This is a genomic window from Pyxidicoccus sp. M6 (assembly GCF_055568925.1).
The window spans coordinates 4049754-4064987 of record NZ_CM145714.1; the positions used below are offsets into that span (position 1 = coordinate 4049754).

Here is a 15234-nt window from a genome sequence, read left to right on the forward strand (position 1 = left end):
TCGGGATTTTCTGATTCTTTTTTCCCCTCTGACAAGGGGGTGGGGCCCCTAAGAAATCCCAAGAAATGTGGGACGGGAAATTGTCGGGGCCTTCTTCATAAAGATGGGGGGACGCGCGAAACTCCGGAAAGCCAACTTCGAAAATAGGTGTGTAGCTGCACAGCTCACCCATTTGTTTCGAATTCTTTCTGGGGGTACCAAGTCATGTCGAACAACATCTCCGGCGTCGGCAACCGTCAGATCAGCCCCGCGATGCTCTCGTTTGGCGCCGTCAACACCTCGGCGCTCGAGAAGAACGCGAAGCTCATCGAGTCCACGCTGAACCTGGTGCAGAAGACCATCGACCTGGCCACGAAGTTCGTGGATCAGATGTCGAAGGCGGTCGACTCCAACCCCGGCATCGCGGCCGGCCCGGGCGGGTGCTTCCCCTCCGAGAAGCCGAACCCGCTGGACTCCGTCCGTGAGCAGAACTCCCTGAAGGTGGACAAGGAGAGCGGCAAGATCACCACCCCGGGCGGCTACCAGATTGAGCAGATGGGCCAGTTCGAGTGGAAGGTGACGGGTCCGGACGGCAAGAGCACCCGCGTCTGGGGCGACCCGCACGTCGAGGAGTCCGACGGCGGCAAGTTCGACTTCAAGCGTGACACGGCCTTCGTCCTCGGCGACGGCACCCGCATCAACGTCACCACCAAGCCCTGGGGCAACGGCATGACGGTGACGGGCCAGCTGGACATCGTCTCCGGCGACAGCCACGTGCGCGTGACGGACATCGACAAGGGCAAGGGCAAGGTCGGCGAGGTCAAGCAGGACGGCCTGGACGAGGTGGTCCGCTTCCACTCCAACCCCAAGGCGGACGTGTTCCGCATGGGCAACGAGACGGACGACTGGACCTACGACGGCAAGGAGATCACCGGCTCCGACCAGGGCGGTGACGTCATCAAGACGGCGAAGGATCCGTTCACCTTCAAGCCGGGCCAGAACACCGCGACCCAGAACCACACCACCAACGGCACCAACGGCGCGAAGCCCAAGCCGGCCTGGGAGGAGCTGGGCAAGCTGACCGAGAAGTTCGACGCCATCAGCAAGCTGTTCGACCAGCTGAAGAACACCCGCGCGAACGGCTTCAACCCGTTCCGCCGCCAGGACGACATCTTCGGCCGCTACGACCGCAACCAGCACCGCAGCGCGATGACCCAGTCGTTCCGCGCGCTGGGCAACATGTTCCGGGCGCTGGAGCAGGTCTCCAAGCTGAATGATATGGTCCGCTTCCGCGGCACCCAGATGTTCTGATCGCTGGAACCATCCCACCGGGCCAGGTGCGGTAATGCCTGGCCCTCCTCGAGGTCGTCGTGAGCGACACGCCCCCTGCTGGAGAAGACAAGAAGGCCACGGTCCCGGAGCCCCTCGGCGAGGCAATCATCCGGGGTGAAGTCACCCTCGGTCAGTTCCTCGGTGTCACCAAGGAGGACCTGTACCGCTGGGCGAACACCGCGCATCAGCTCCTGCAGGCGGGCAGCACGCAGCAGGCCTTGACCATCTTCGAGGGCCTGGTGGCGGCGGCGCCCACGGACGCCGTCTTCCACGCGCAGCTGGCCGCGACGTACATGACGCTGGAGCGCTTCGACGAGGCGTTCGACGAGTTCAACCTGGCGTTGCAGTTCAACAACGGGCACGTGGACGCGCTCGCGGGGCGGGGTGAAATCTTCCTGCGCCGGGGGCAGGTGCCCGAGGCGCTCGCGGACCTGAGCGCGGCCATCCAGAAGGACCCCTCGCTCCAGCGGCGCGCGACGCAGCGCGCTCACGGGACTCTGCTCGCGCTGAAGCAGCAGGCCGAGCAGGCGAAGAAGGCGAAGTAACGGGCACCTCACGGGTGTCCTCTCCAGGCCCGGGCGGCGCGAGGTTCGCGCTGCGCCGGGCCTTCGCTTTTTCGGCGACCGGGTGCTGGGGCCGCCGCCCGTCGTGAGGCGCTCGGGTCGAGGTCTCCGGCGGGGCGCGTTGCCCGGCCGGCTTCCCCGGCGAGGACTTCCGAAGCGAAGAAGCGTCAGACAGGTCCGAGCCAGACCGCCCAGCTCGTGCTCCCGAATGCCGCCGGACGGGGAGGGCGCTCGAAGCCGTGCTCCGGCCGCCGCCCGCGGGCTGGTGGAGTCTGGCCCGCAAAAGCGAAGAGCCGGCATCCCGTGAGGGAGGCCGGCTCTCGAGACTGCGACCGCGGCAACCGAATTACTTGATGTTGCCGATGACGGACATCGCGATCTCGTTCAGCTTCTTGATGATGTTGGAGGCGAACGCGGTGGCCTCCTGCTGCTTCTGGAGCATGAGCTGGGCCTCGGCGCGGTCACGGTCCGGACCGGTCAGGCCGGACAGGGACTTCTCCTCCAGCGCGCTCAGGGACTGGCTGTTGCCCAGGGCCTTCGTGAGGGAAGCGGCGGCGGTGGTGGCGGTGGTCATGGCGTTCTCCGGGAATTTGGAAGCGAGTGGTTTGCTGCGGCGCTGCTTACAAAAGGATTATGGGCGGGACGGGGTCGAAAGTTTCCTCGGGATTTTCTGATCCATTTTTCCCGCCCGTCCAGCCACGCCCGCGCTTCAGCGGAGTGCACTGCGTTGTTGGATGACCCGATAACAGTCTAAGCTCCCGGCGCCCGGTACCGACTGCCCTTGCCGGTACCCGGGGCCGTCCTCCCGCCCTCATGAGGGATGTGTGCAGATGACGACCGAATCAAAGGCAACGGTGTCCAAGAACGACGCGAAGCCCCTCTCCGGCCCGGAGATGCTCGAGCGGGCCACCGAAGGCTTCAACCTGTTCCAGGACGGGCGCTTCCGTGAGTCGCTGGCCATCTTCGAGGCCCTCGCCTCCAGGGACCCCACGGAGCCCTACTTCCAGACGGCTCTGGGCGCCTGCCACCTGGCCCTGGAGGACCTGGACGTCGCCGAGTCCTACTTCAACCGCGCCATCGAGCTGGACCCCACCGACCTCACGCCCTTCGTCAACCGGGGCGAGGTGCACCTGCGCCTGGGCAAGGTCATGGAGGCCGCCCGTGACTTCAACCACGCCGTGAGCCTGGACCCCCAGGGGCAGGATCCGCTCAGCGCCCGGGCCCGGATGCTCGCCGCGGCGGCGCTGGAGAGCGTGGAGGATGCTCAGCACTCCGGGCCGGGGAACGACAGCGCTCCGTAGTCACGCGCCCCCCGGCCCTTCACCCCGGGCCGGGCTCAGGGGAACTTCATCTCCAGGTCGATGCGGTTCACCGTGCTGGCGATGGTCTGGAAGTCCGCCGTCACCGAGCTGGCGTACGCGTCGCCACCGTTGAGCCGGATGACCATGTCCCGGGCCGGCTTGCCCGCCGGCGCGTACTTCGCCGTAATCTTGTAGCGCCCCAGCGCCACGTCCTGCAGGCCGAAGCCGTCGCCCGAGTTGGTCCCTCGGGCCGTCAGCGGCGCTCCGGCGCTGCCATCCACCAGCGTGCCCTCCGGCGTCAGCGTCAGCTCCACGTTCTCCCGCTCCACCGGCGCGTTCGGGTCCTCGGGGTCCGTGTACGCCGTCAGGTTGAAGAGCACCTTGCTCCCGTAGACGCCCCCTTCCGGCCTCTGGCCGGTGAGCTTCCAGGAGAAGTTCCGGATGGCCCCCTCGTTCGTGGCGAAGGACGCCGGGTTGTCGGGGTGCAGGTCGAACTTGTACGTCTTGCCGTTGTACTGGCGCTGAATCTGGGCGCTGGCGTTCCACGTGACGGCCGCCCTGCCCAACTCCAGCCGGTAGGTGCCGTCCGTGCCCGTGTTGCCCACCACGTTGGAGTCGTGGAGGACCTGGTTGTCGGCGACGACCTGCGCCCCCGAGAGGGGCTTGCCAGCGGTGTCCACCACCTTGCCCTTCACCACGTTGGTCTCCACCTGGCCGGGGTTGTTCGTTCCCGCGTCGTCCTTCTCCTCCCCACCGTTGCTCGAGCACGCCGAGCAGGCGAGGGTCGAACCCAGCAGCAATAGCGAGAGACTCCGGCTCACCGCACCCTTCAGTCGCATCGTGACGCTCCTCGTTTTCAGACAGCCTGTCCCGGCCCCGGGGGTGACAGGGCTCGTCAAGAGGGGATGAATCCGCGAGGTGTGACGCCGCGCAAGCAGTATCGCCCGCATGGGTCGGCTGACTGGCTGCTCCAATTTCCTGGAGGCGCCATGTCACGGAAAAAGTTTCAGGGCGCTGCTGGTGGAATTCCGTCCACCCGGATGCAGCCCGGGGGAGCCCCCCCTGACAGAAGCAGCCCGGGTTGGCCTAGGATGCCTGTCCGCTGATGGCCTCCAATTCGAACAGCTTCCTTTCGAAGTACTCCGACATCGTCCTGGCGCTGGTGGTCGTGTGCATCGTCGGGATGATGATCGTCCCGCTGCCCACGCTGCTGCTGGACGTGCTGCTGACGCTGAACATCAGCATCTCGGTGGTGCTGCTGCTGGTGTCGCTCTACGTGCCCGCGGCGCTGCATTTGTCGGTGTTCCCGACACTGCTGCTCATCACCACGATGTTCCGGCTGTCGCTGACCATCTCCACCACGCGACTCATCCTCCTCACCGGCGACCCGGGTGAAGTGGTGGTGGCGTTCGGTAACTTCGTGGTGCAGGGCAACTTCGTCGTCGGCGCCATCCTCTTCATCATCCTCGTCATCGTGAACTTCATCGTCATCTCCAAGGGCTCGGAGCGCGTCGCGGAAGTGGCCGCGCGCTTCACCCTGGACGCGATGCCGGGCAAGCAGATGTCCATCGACGCGGACCTGCGCGCGGGCTCCATCGACCAGGACCAGGGCAAGAAGAAGCGCCGTGACTTGGAGCGTGAGAGCCAGCTCTTCGGCGCCATGGACGGCGCCATGAAGTTCGTGAAGGGCGACGCCATCGCCAGCATCATCATCACCGTCGTCAACATCGTCGGCGGCCTCATCATCGGCGTGACGCAGAAGGGCCTGTCCGCGGGCGACGCGGCGCAGAAGTACACGCTGCTCACCATCGGTGACGGCCTGGTGGGCATGATTCCCGCCATCCTCGTGTCCACCTGCGCCGGCATCATCGTGACGCGCGTGGGCGGCGAGGAGGAGGGCAACCACCTCGGCATGGACATGGGCAGCCAGCTCACCGCCTACCCGAAGGCCATCGCCATCGCCGCGGGCATGCTCATCGTCCTCGGCCTCGTCCCCGGTCTGCCGAAGATTCCCTTCTTCCTCCTGGGCGCGGGCGCCGGCTTCGGCGCCTGGACGATGCTGAAGAAGCAGAAGATGGACGCGGTGGTGGAGGAGGCCGGCCCGGCCCTGGAGACGGAGAACGGCACGCCCATGGCGACCGAGCCCGCGCCCAAGGAGCCGATGAATCCGGACTCCGAGCTCTTCATCCCCGTCGTCACGCCGATTGTGCTCGAGGTCTCCGACGCGCTGGTGCCCTTCGTGGACTCGCGCCAGGACAACGGGAAGTTCCTCTTCGAGCTGATTCCCTTCATGCGCGACGGCCTCTTCGTGGAGCTGGGCGTGCGCTTCCCGGGCGTGCGCGCCCGCGGCAACGCGTCCCTCCCGCCGGGCGCGTACCAGATTCAAATCAACGAGGTGCCCGTCGTCACCGGCCAGGCCACGCTGGGGCACATCCTCGTCAACGACACGGTGGACCGCCTCAAGCTGATGAACATCCAGGGCTTCGAGGCCATCAACCCCGCCACCCGCCAGCCGGCCGCGTGGGTGCCAGAGCAGCACCGCGAGACGCTGGAGGCCGCCGGCCTCACCACCTGGGACGTGCCCGGCTACATCATCCTGCACACGGCCGCCGTGCTGCGGCGCAACGCCCGCGAGTTCGTCGGCGTGCAGGAGACGCAGACGATGCTGGAGCAGCTCGAGAAGGCCTTCCCCGCCATCGTCAAGGAGGTGGTGCCGAAGGTCGTCAACGTGCTGAAGCTGACGGACATCCTGCAGCGCCTGGTGGAGGAGGAAATCTCCATCCGAGACCTGCGCGGCATCCTCCAGGCCCTGGCCGAGTACGGGCAGGTGGAGGCGGACAACGTCATGCTCACCGAGCACGTGCGCGCCTCGCAGCGCCGCTACATCTCGCACAAGTACGCGCGCGGCACGGGCACCCTGGTGGTGTACCTGCTGGACCCGAACATCGAGGATGCCATCCGCGGCTCGGTGAAGCGCACGTCGGCGGGCGCGCACCTCGCGCTGGAGCCGGAGCTGGCGCAGGAAATCGTCCAGGCCGTGCGCTCCGAGTGCGGTCACCTGCCGCCCAGCGCCCAGCGCCCCGTCATCCTCACCGCCATGGACATCCGCCGCTACGTGCGGAAGCTGCTGGAGTACGAGTTCAACCCCTCGTTCTCCGTGCTCAGCTACCAGGAGCTGTCGCCCGAGCTGAACATCCAGCCGGTGGCCCGCATCTCCACGCGGTAGCGGCGGCGCGGGAGCGGGCCCTCTTGGGGGCCCGCTTCGTTCGTTGGAAGTGAGTAGGCCGCCCGTGCGCCCTCGGCCTTGGAAGGCCGCTCAGGCGCCGGCGAGCACGGCAATCATCAGCGTGAGGAAGAGCAGCCCCACCACGCCCATCACCACCAGCGGGACGAGCTTCTTCTTGTCCTTCAGCGGAGAGACGGCGTCGGCGGAGTCGTCCGGGACGGCAACCTCCGCGGACTGGGAGACAGGCTCCTCGACGGACGGGGACTCGGCGCTACCCGCGGGCTCCTCTGAAGACGCGGCCTCGGCGGCTTCCTCGGGCGGGGGGGCGGGCTCCTCGTCCGGGGGCGCGGGCTCCTCCGCGGGAGGCTCCTCCACCGCCTTCATCTGGCGCGACGGGCCCGGACGCTGCGGCGAGGGCGGCGGCGAGGCCTTCACGTCCGTGGAGAGCTGGACGGGCTCCTCTGCCGGCTCGGACGGGTCCACGTAGAGGAAGCGGGTGGCGCCCACCTCCAGCTCGTCGCTGTCCTTGAGCGCCTTGCGGTTGACGCGCTTCTTGTTGACCTTGATGCCGTTGCGGCTGCCCAGGTCCTCGACGTGGGTGCCGGACCAGTCGCGGCGAATCTTGGCGTGCTTGCGCGAGACGAGGTCATCCTTGAGGACGACGTCCACCTCCTTCTCGTCGCGCCCGAAGATGATTTCCTGCGTGTCGCCCAGCTCGATGCGCTGGCCCTCGCGCGGGCCATTCATGAAGCGCAGGTAGCGCTCCACGCTGGAGCCGCGCATGGCGTCCTTCACCATGCCGCGGGCGATGAACGACGTCTTCTCCGAGTTGACGTCCGCGTTCAGCTCCGTCATCCGGTCGAAGCGCACGTCGTACTGGGCAATGGCGATGACGTCGCCGTTGCGGAGCAACCGCTTCTCACCCTTGGGCAGCGGCTTGCCGTTGACCTGGGTGCCATAGGCACTGCCCAGGTCCTCCAGGAAGAAGAGGGTGCCCTCCTGGCAGATGCGCGCGTGGTTGCGCGACACGGCCTGCTGGGGGAGCACCACCTGACAGGCCTTGTCACGCCCCAGGGTGATGACCGCGTCGTCGAGGACGACCTCGGTGCTCGGGGCAGCGCCGGCCTCGCTGCGCTGCGTGACGGTGAGACGGACGCTCATCGCGGAGGTTGTACGTACGGGGAAGGGCGGGACGTCAGAAGGTGGCGTCGCTGATGAACTTCTCGCACGTCTGGTACTCCGTGGGGAACTCCTCGGAGGTGCCGTACTTGAGGAAGTTCTTGCAGGCCACCTGCGCGCTCTCCTGTTTGTGCGCGTCCGAGAAGAGCTGGAAGAGGCCGAAGTGGCAGGGGGCGAACTTCGCGTCCAGCTTCACGCACTTGCGGTAGGTGGACTCCTCCTCCGCCAGCAGGCCCTTCTCGCGGTACTGGCGGGCCAGCATGTAGAGGGCCGGGGCGGAGTTCTCCGCCTGCTGGGTGTCCTTCAGCTCCTTGAAGGCCGCGTCGGTGAGGGCCGTCTTGCGCTGGGCCAGGGCGAGGTTGTTGACGCAGCTGGCGTTCTTCGGGTCCAGCTGAGCGCAGTTGGCGAAGGCCTCGCGCGACTCGGGGAAGCGGCCGACCTCCATCAGCGCGGTGCCCAGGTCATGCCACATCTGGGGAGCGTCCGGGGTGAGCTGCACCGCCTGCGAGAGGTGCTCCACCGCCTCGTCGAACTGGTTCTCCGAGTAGGCGATGATGCCCAGGGTGTGGTGCGCGTCCGCCAGGGCGGGGTTCACCGCCAGGAGGGTACGCAGCTCCTTCTTCGCCTCCTCCATCTTCTTCATCTTCATGAAGGTGACGGCGAGGTTGTAGCGCGTCTCGAGGTTGTCCGGGTTGACCTTCAGGGCCCGGCGGAAGTTGTCGTGGGCCTTCCCGTACGCGCCTTCCTCCAGGTAGATGATGCCCAGGCTCTGGTACGCCTGGAGGTGCTCCTGGTTGAAGCGGAGCGCCTTGATGAAGTGCTTCTTGGCCTCCTCCTTCTTGCCGTTGCCCAGGGCGATGAGGCCCTTGTTGGCCCACAGGTCCGCGTACTGGGGAGAGAACTCCAGGCCGAGGTCGCAGTAGACGTCCGCGCGGACCAGGTCGCCCTTGTTGAGCTCCTGGACGCAGAGCTCGTTGTTGATGAGCGCCCGCTCATGAGGTGCAGGCGTGCTCACGCAGGCCGCGAGGGGAAGGGCGGAGACCAGGGACAGCGCGGTAACGAGTCGGCTCAGACGCATGGCCGGCCGAGTGTAGGAGAGCGGCCCCTCCCGAAGCAACGCCCCGGGAACCCCGAATCCGGGCTGTTTTCCGCAGGTTGCACCATTAAAGTGGCGCTCCATGCGTACCCTGCTCTGCACCGTTGTATTCGCCCTGGCCCTCCTCGGGGCCGCCCCCGCGCACGCTCAGTTCGCCAATCGAAGCCTGGGTCTGTCGCTGGGGTACATGGACTTCAACAAGACCAAGGGACTGGACGACGCGCTCTTCCTGGGCGTCGACGCCAGCCTCTACATCGAGAACGGCTTCGAAGTGGTGTCGCTCTCGAAGATTGCCTTCCCGAAGGACACCACGGCTGAGAAGCGGGTCGTGGCACTCGCGCCCTCCGTCGGCCTGCGCTACCTGTTCTCCGAGGAGTCCATCCGCCCGTACATCGGCTCGGACGTGAGCTACCTCGTCGTCTTCAAGGACAGCGTCAGCAACTTCGTGGGCATCGGTCCCAACGTGGGCCTCGACTTCTTCGTGTCGGACTCGGTGAGCCTGGGCCTGCGCGGCCAGTACAACTTCTACATCGCCCTCAACGAGAAGACGCAGACGTCGCTGACGCTGTCGGCCGGCGCGGCGGCGTACTTCTAGACGCGCGCCCATCCGGGCGTGCTCCCGCGGACGGCAGCAGGGCGGCGGCCACCAGCAGGGCCCACTTCTCGTCGGAGAGGTGGGCCGGCTTCTCCATGGCCAGCGCGTCCTGCAGCCTCGCTCCCAGCGCGGAGAACAGCCTCAGCCGCGCCTCCAGCCGCAGCTCCTCGCGGCGCAGGGCGGCGGACAGCACCAGCTCCCGCTCCTCGGTGGACAGCCGCTTCACGCGCGCCACGAAGAGCGGGTCCGCCAGCAGGCCCTCCTCGCCGGTGGTGCCCAGGGCGGAGGGCACCTTGAGGCGGCGCTCGCGCACCACAATCGTTCCGGCCAGCATGTCCCCCAGCCGCTGCTGGGAGCCGGAGACGAGCGCGGCCACCCCACCCACGAGGTAGAGGAGGGGGAGCCCGTCCACCGGCCGCGCCAGGTTGCGCAGCGCCGCGTGGTAGAAGCCGATGCGCACGCCGCTCTCCTGGATGACGCGCAGGGAGAGCACGCGCTTTCCCACCGTGCGGCCGCTCCACACCGTCTCCAGGAAGATGGAGTAGCCCCAGTCCACCAGGAAGAAGACGACGGCCATCAGCGCGCTGCCGAAGCCGGGGAAGGCCATCATCACCACGCTCAGCCCGAGCATGATGGTGAAGGTGAGCGCGCTGACGATGAACCTGTCCAGGAGCCACGCCAGGAAGCGCGAGTAGAGGCCCGCCAGGGTGAAGCGGAACTCCACGTACTCGGGGGTGAGCACCGTGTGGGTGCCGTCCAGCAGCGTGTCGGAGGCGGTCGTCACCCGGCCAGTCTAGCCCTTCGGGGAGGCGGCCGGGCGCCCGGTGGTTCCAGTGCCGCGGCGGAAGTGGGGCGGGGGTGTGACGAAGCGCGGAGGACGTCGCACGCTGAGCAGGTGGCCGTCCGGGCGTTCGCGGGGTTATTCGTGGTTGTCCGGAGCCTGGGTTAGGCTCTGGCGCTCGCTCACCGTGGCCGCCTCCAACACCTCATCCTGGAACCGCCGACTCTGGCCGGCGGCCGCCTTCCAGTTCGCGCTCATCGCCGGAATCACCCAGCTCAAAGCGACGGCGAGCGCGCTGGTGCTGTCGCGCTTCGAGTCGCAGGCGATGCCGTACCTGTACCTGCTGGGCGCACTGATGACGGTGGCGTTGACGGTGCTGCCTCGTGGCCGGCCCGACTCCCCCCTGGAGTCCCCGGGCGTGCTGACGGGGCTGGGCGGGGTGGTGACGCTGGGGTTGGCGTACGCGCTGACGGCCGGGCACCGGATGTCGGCGCTGGCGCTGTACCTCTTCACGGACACCTTCTCCACGTACGTGTCCTTCCGTTTCTGGGGGCGCATGGCCGCCGCGTTCGACGCGCGCGAGGCGCGGCGGGCCTTCACCGCGCTCAACGGCTTCGCCATGGGGGGCGGCATCGCCGGCGGCCTGCTGGTGCAGGGGCTGGCGGTGAAGCTGGGCACGCCGGCCATGGTGGTGAGCGGCGCGCTGGGCCTCTTTGCCGCGGGCGCCATCTTCCACCACCTGTACAAGGGCGCGCCCCCGCCCGCGCCGCGCGGCCGTCCCGCCTTCATGTCCTTCATGGGGTGGAGCTACCTGGCGGAGAGCCCCTACGCGCAGGTGCTGGCGGCGCTGGGCATCGCCTTCGCGGTGCTGTCCTCCTTCGTGGACTACTTCTTCCGGCTGCGGGTGGAAGGCACGATGAGCGAGGACGCGCTGGCGGCGCTCTTCGGCTCGCTGCAGTCGTGGATTGGCCTGTTCTGCGTGGCCTTCCAGCTCGTCCTGGCGCAGCGGCTGCTGAAGCGGCTGGGCCTGCTGCCCTACGTGGCGCTGGTGCCGCTGGTGCTGGCGCCCCTGGCGGGTGCGGCGCTCGTCACCCCGGCGATGTGGCCGGTGCACCTGCTGCGGCTGGTGGAGACGGCGGTGAGCTACTCCATCCTCCCGGTAGGCATCCAGCTCCTGTACGCGGCGGTGCCGGACGACCAGCGCGAGGGGCTGCGCGCCACGGTGGATGGGCTGTTGCGCAAGGGCGGCATGGTGCTGGCGAGCCTGTTGCTCATCGGCGCGGGGCGCGGCGCCACTGGCGACACCATGGCGGTGGCGGTGGTGGGCATGTGCGCCGCGCTGGGCGTGCTGCTGGTGCGGCTCAAGCCCGCGTACGTGGCGGCGCTGGGCGAGCAGGTGGGCGCGCCGGAAGAAGAAGAGGTGGAGCTGGAGGGCGAGGAGGAGCAGCGGCTGTTGGCCGAGGCGCTGGCGGCGCCTTCTCCGGAGCGGGTGCTGCGCGCGGTGGCCATGATGGAGCAGGCCGACGTACCGCTGCGGCCGCACCTGCCGGCCCTGCTGCGCCACCCGAACGAGCGCGTATTGGAGCGCGGCGTGTCGCTGGCCCTGGCGCTGGAGGCGCGCGAGCTGGCGCCCGTGCTGGAGCGGCTGGTGGAGGAGGGCCCTCGCCGTCCTCGGGACCAGGCCGTGTGGGCGCTGGCGCGGCTGTCGCCGGACCGCGCGGAGCGGCTGCTGCCCGCGCTGCTCAACCACCCGGACGTGGGGCTGCGCTGCGCGGCCATCGGCGCGTTGATCAAGGCGACGGGAAGCGCGGTGGCGCTGGCCTCGCTCGAGGAGTTGCTGGCCCGCGGTGAGGCGGCGCAGGAGCCCGAGCGGCGCGAGGTGGCGCGGCTTTTGGGGCGGCTCCAGGACGCGCGCTTCGCCGGGCCGCTGGCTCGCTACCTGGAGGACACGGACCCGTCGGTGCGGCGCGTGGCGCTGGCCGCGGTGGGCGAGGGCGGCTACGTGGAGCTGGCCCCGCGCTTGTTGCCCTTCCTCACCTGGCGCGAGGAGCGCAAGACGGCGCGCGAGGCGCTGGTGGTGTTGGGCGACGCGGTGACGCCGCTGGTGGAGGAGCAGCTCAACAACAAGGGCGCGCCCCTGGCCATGCGGCTGCAGTTGCCCCGCGTGCTGCGCGGCATCGGCACGCCCGAGGCGCTGAACGCGCTGCTGTTCTCCAACGTGAAGGACGACGCCTCGCTGCACTTCCGCATCGGCGCGCAGATGTCGCGCCTGCGCGATGAGCACCCCGAGCACCCGGTGGACGCGGAGCGCGTGCGCGAGGCGCTGGGCCGGCGGCGTGACGTGTACCGCGCGCTGGTGGGCGCCTTCCGCGACGTGCGCGCGGCGCTGGGCGACGGCTCGCTGCTGACTCGCGCGGTGGGAGACCGGCTGGACCAGGCGCTGGAGCTGTCCTTCTTCCTGCTGGGGCTGCTGCACTCGTCACAGGTGATGCGCGGCATCCACTACAACGTGATGGGGCAGGACGCGCGGCGCCGGGCGCTGGCGCTGGAGCTTCTGGAGAACCTGGTCTCCGAGGAGGACCGGGAGCTGATGATGGAGCAGGTGGAGGCCCACCACCGCGAGCTGCCTCCGGGCGCGCCGGGCCGCCTGTGGCGGCGGCTGGCCGCGCTGGTGCAGAGCGAGGACGTGGTGCTGCGCGCGTGCGCTCGCCACGTGGCGCGCGTCAATGGGCTGAACGTGCTCCCGCAGGAGGGTGACTTGAGTGACCGCACTGTCCAACGGATGTTCGCGCTGGAGGGCGTGAGCGTCTTCTCCCAGAGCGACGTGGACGACCTGGCGGCCATCGCCGCCGTGGCGCGCGAGGCCTCGTACAAGGCCGGGGAGCGCATCTACGCGCAGGGCGACCCTGGCGACGCGCTCTACGTCATCGTCGAGGGCGCGGTGGATGCCTTCCACGACGGCGAGCACGTGCTGCGCTTCCAGGGCAAGCAGGCCTTCGGCGAAATCAGCCTCCTGGACGGTGCGCCCCGGCCCACGGACATGGTGGCCGCGGTGGACACGAAGGTGCTCATCATCGACCGGCGCGACTTCCTCGACCTGCTCGCGGACCGCCCGGAGCTGCTCACCGGCTTCTTCCGCGCGGTGGGCCTCCAACTGCAGAAGCTCATCGGCCTGCCGGACTCGCGCGAGCTGGGGCAGCGCCTGGAGCTCACCGGCCCGCAGCCGCTGGAGGTGCCGCCGCTTCCCACCGGCCCGGCCCCCGAGCCCAGCGGGGCCAACGAGACCATCATGTCCTCCGGCGAGGACGAGGAAGAGCGCGCCCGCGACGGGAAGTGACGGGCGCGCCCGCGTGGCTTCGGACGTCAGTGCTGCTCAGGCGCCCGTCTCGCCTGCGGGAATGTGGGGCTTGGGCGCGGGGGGCACGGCCGCGGCGCGCGCGGCGGCTTCTTCCGCGAGCAGGTGCGCGGAGGCCACGGGGATGAGCGGGCGGAAGAAGAACTTCAGCGGCGGAGTGGAGCCGACGAAGCGCACCACCGCCAGCCCCGCGAAGGCCCACGGGTGGCGCTCCACGGTGGCCACGGGGCCGAGCACCTCCTGCGTCCGCCGCGTCCAGAACGCGCCGTAGCGCTGGAGGATGCCCCAGCGCATCCCAGGCACCTTCGTGGTGAGCCACGTCCAGGCGCGCAGGAACCACGGCGGACGGGGCTCCGCGGGCGGCACCCACGCCTGCTCGCTCTTGGCGGCGGTGAACACCACCAGCCACCACGCGCCCCAGACGGTGCTCAGCACGGTGAAGACGGTGGAGCTGAGGCACAGGAAGGGCACGGTGAGCAGCGCCAGGGCCGGCACGCCCACCGCGAACAGCCACCACGCCCGCCAACGCCGCCGCAGCTTCTTGCGGAGCCACTGCACGTCGAGGCGCACGCGCGGCTCGATGACATCGTCCTCCGGCTTCACGCCGGTGAGGAGGCTGGCATCGCGGGCGATGACGTCGTGGTAGTCCCGCGACAGCGCGATGACCACCCACTGGGCGAGGTGCAGCGCACCGAACAGCGCCGCCCAGAAGGCCAGGCTCCACGGCGAGGAGCCACGCACCGTCCAGAAGGAGTCCTCGCCGCCAATCTTCACGCGGATGCGGCCACGGGGCTTCTCGTCGCCGTCCTCGGGCGGGCTGCCCTGGGGGACCGCTGCCACGGCCGTGCCTCCGTCCTGCGCTTCCGTGAGCTCGGCCTCGCTCGAGTCGTCCTCATCCTCGTCTTCGTTCTCGGAGGAGTTGCCGTCGCCCTTGCTGTCGATGTCGGAGGCGGCTTCGTCCGACTCGGCTTCCGCTGTGCGCGCCGCTTCGAGCACCAGCGCGGTGAGGGACTCCGCGAGGGACGTGCCTCCGTCCTGCCCCTGTGCCGCGGCTTCGAACTCGCGGGCCCGCTGTTTGAGGCGGGCCTTCATCTCGGCGCGGCGCTCCGCGCGCGAGAGGGGGCGACTGCTTTCCGCGTCAGGCACGTTCGCGGCAGCGGTGTGTGCGGCCGTTCCGTCCGCGTCCTCACTGCTGGCGGCTGTCGCGAGGTCTTCCGAGGCCGAGCGGGGCATACCCGCGTCCTCCCGGGCCGGCGCGAGTGCCGTCGCTTCCTCGAGCTTGCGTGCCTTCTCGTCCAGCCTGCGGGCCGTCTCGTCCAGGTCGCGGGCCTGTTGATCCGCCCGGGCCTTCGCCCGGCGGATCTTCGCCTCGACCAGCTTCTGTGTCGCGCGCTCGACGGCTTCCGCCCGGCCCCGCTCGTTGTCGTCCGCGTGCTCCGCGACCTCCGTGCCGGACTTCATGCACGTCAGCGCCAGCACCAGCGCCGCCACCATCTGGATCAGCCCCACGCGCAGGTACGTCCGCCGCGCGGCTGGCTCCCTCAACAGCGCCCGCGCCACGTGGAAGGGCAGGCTCATGCCGTGGAAGAACTGCCGCAGCGGGCCCTTCGGACGCGCTTGTCCCTGGAGGTGGAAGTGCTCCACACCCCCGCGTACCTCATCCCAGATTTTCCGGCTCAAAGACTCATCCCGTCCGTCTAATCCCTGTTCACCGGAGTTACGTCCCGGGTCTTCCGGTGAAGACGGGCCCTGACCACTCTTGCGGTCCGACACGCGTATCACCGTACCACGAGCCGACTTGTGCTAAAGGCGCCGGTTGTGAGACCG

At 68.9% G+C, this 15234-nt stretch carries 12 protein-coding genes; 6 read left to right on the forward strand and 6 right to left on the reverse strand.

Annotation, left to right across the window (positions count from 1 at the left end):
• The first annotated feature begins 204 nt into the window (after positions 1-204).
• The gene (locus ACVTJA_RS16145; protein WP_465837264.1) at positions 205-1290 is read left to right on the forward strand and encodes a DUF1521 domain-containing protein; all 1086 of its coding nucleotides are present in this window, start codon (positions 205-207) and stop codon (positions 1288-1290) included.
• A 59-nt stretch (positions 1291-1349) separates the two neighbouring features.
• Positions 1350-1856: a tetratricopeptide repeat protein gene (locus ACVTJA_RS16150; RefSeq protein WP_465837265.1), complete on the forward strand. Its 507-nt coding sequence runs from the start codon at positions 1350-1352 to the stop codon at positions 1854-1856.
• Between the two features lie 364 nt (positions 1857-2220).
• Here ACVTJA_RS16150 and ACVTJA_RS16155 read toward each other — a convergent pair whose 3' ends face one another.
• The gene (locus tag ACVTJA_RS16155) at positions 2221-2448 is read right to left on the reverse strand and encodes a hypothetical protein (RefSeq protein ID WP_465837263.1); all 228 of its coding nucleotides are present in this window, start codon (positions 2446-2448) and stop codon (positions 2221-2223) included.
• Positions 2449-2704: 256 nt separating this feature from the next.
• On the opposite strand from ACVTJA_RS16155, the gene ACVTJA_RS16160 reads away from it, so the two are divergent.
• Positions 2705-3175, forward strand: a complete 471-nt coding sequence (locus ACVTJA_RS16160; protein WP_465837266.1) for a tetratricopeptide repeat protein — start codon at positions 2705-2707, stop codon at positions 3173-3175.
• 35 nt (positions 3176-3210) lie between these two features.
• Here ACVTJA_RS16160 and ACVTJA_RS16165 read toward each other — a convergent pair whose 3' ends face one another.
• Complete coding sequence (locus ACVTJA_RS16165) at positions 3211-4014, reverse strand: carboxypeptidase-like regulatory domain-containing protein (protein WP_465837267.1); 804 nt, start codon at positions 4012-4014, stop codon at positions 3211-3213.
• A gap of 263 nt (positions 4015-4277) precedes the next feature.
• Between ACVTJA_RS16165 and sctV the strand changes: the two genes are divergently transcribed.
• Complete coding sequence (gene sctV / locus ACVTJA_RS16170; RefSeq protein ID WP_465840409.1) at positions 4278-6401, forward strand: type III secretion system export apparatus subunit SctV; 2124 nt, start codon at positions 4278-4280, stop codon at positions 6399-6401.
• A gap of 90 nt (positions 6402-6491) precedes the next feature.
• Here sctV and ACVTJA_RS16175 read toward each other — a convergent pair whose 3' ends face one another.
• On the reverse strand, positions 6492-7562 hold the full coding sequence (locus ACVTJA_RS16175; RefSeq protein WP_465837268.1) for an FHA domain-containing protein: 1071 nt from the start codon (positions 7560-7562) through the stop codon (positions 6492-6494).
• 34 nt (positions 7563-7596) lie between these two features.
• Entirely contained in the window at positions 7597-8658 is a 1062-nt protein-coding gene (locus ACVTJA_RS16180; RefSeq protein ID WP_465837269.1) for a tetratricopeptide repeat protein, read from the reverse strand.
• A 100-nt stretch (positions 8659-8758) separates the two neighbouring features.
• Here ACVTJA_RS16180 and ACVTJA_RS16185 point away from each other — a divergent pair, with 100 nt between their 5' ends.
• Positions 8759-9271: a hypothetical protein gene (locus ACVTJA_RS16185; RefSeq protein WP_465837270.1), complete on the forward strand. Its 513-nt coding sequence runs from the start codon at positions 8759-8761 to the stop codon at positions 9269-9271.
• On the opposite strand, the gene ACVTJA_RS16190 is transcribed toward ACVTJA_RS16185, so the two are convergent.
• Positions 9213-10055 carry an RDD family protein gene (locus ACVTJA_RS16190; RefSeq protein WP_465837271.1) on the reverse strand — a complete coding sequence of 281 codons (843 nt, stop codon included), beginning with the start codon at positions 10053-10055 and terminating at the stop codon, positions 9213-9215. The genes ACVTJA_RS16185 and ACVTJA_RS16190 overlap by 59 nt on opposite strands.
• A gap of 184 nt (positions 10056-10239) precedes the next feature.
• Here ACVTJA_RS16190 and ACVTJA_RS16195 point away from each other — a divergent pair, with 184 nt between their 5' ends.
• A complete protein-coding gene (locus tag ACVTJA_RS16195; protein WP_465837272.1) occupies positions 10240-13389 on the forward strand; it encodes a cyclic nucleotide-binding domain-containing protein in 3150 nt (1049 codons plus the stop codon).
• Between the two features lie 36 nt (positions 13390-13425).
• Here ACVTJA_RS16195 and ACVTJA_RS16200 read toward each other — a convergent pair whose 3' ends face one another.
• Positions 13426-15051: a hypothetical protein gene (locus ACVTJA_RS16200; protein WP_465837273.1), complete on the reverse strand. Its 1626-nt coding sequence runs from the start codon at positions 15049-15051 to the stop codon at positions 13426-13428.
• Between the last annotated feature and the right edge of the window lie 183 nt (positions 15052-15234).

Excerpts from the sequence above, each read along its gene's own strand:
- ACVTJA_RS16180 (WP_465837269.1), bottom strand. The coding sequence starts at position 8,658 with ATGCGTCTGAGCCGACTCGTTACCGCGCTGTCCCTGGTCTCCGCCCTT.
- ACVTJA_RS16185 (WP_465837270.1), top strand. The coding sequence starts at position 8,759 with ATGCGTACCCTGCTCTGCACCGTTGTATTCGCCCTGGCCCTCCTCGGG.
- ACVTJA_RS16145 (WP_465837264.1), top strand. The coding sequence starts at position 205 with ATGTCGAACAACATCTCCGGCGTCGGCAACCGTCAGATCAGCCCCGCG.
- ACVTJA_RS16165 (WP_465837267.1), bottom strand. The coding sequence starts at position 4,014 with ATGCGACTGAAGGGTGCGGTGAGCCGGAGTCTCTCGCTATTGCTGCTG.
- ACVTJA_RS16160 (WP_465837266.1), top strand. The coding sequence starts at position 2,705 with ATGACGACCGAATCAAAGGCAACGGTGTCCAAGAACGACGCGAAGCCC.
- ACVTJA_RS16155 (WP_465837263.1), bottom strand. The coding sequence starts at position 2,448 with ATGACCACCGCCACCACCGCCGCCGCTTCCCTCACGAAGGCCCTGGGC.
- ACVTJA_RS16175 (WP_465837268.1), bottom strand. The coding sequence starts at position 7,562 with ATGAGCGTCCGTCTCACCGTCACGCAGCGCAGCGAGGCCGGCGCTGCC.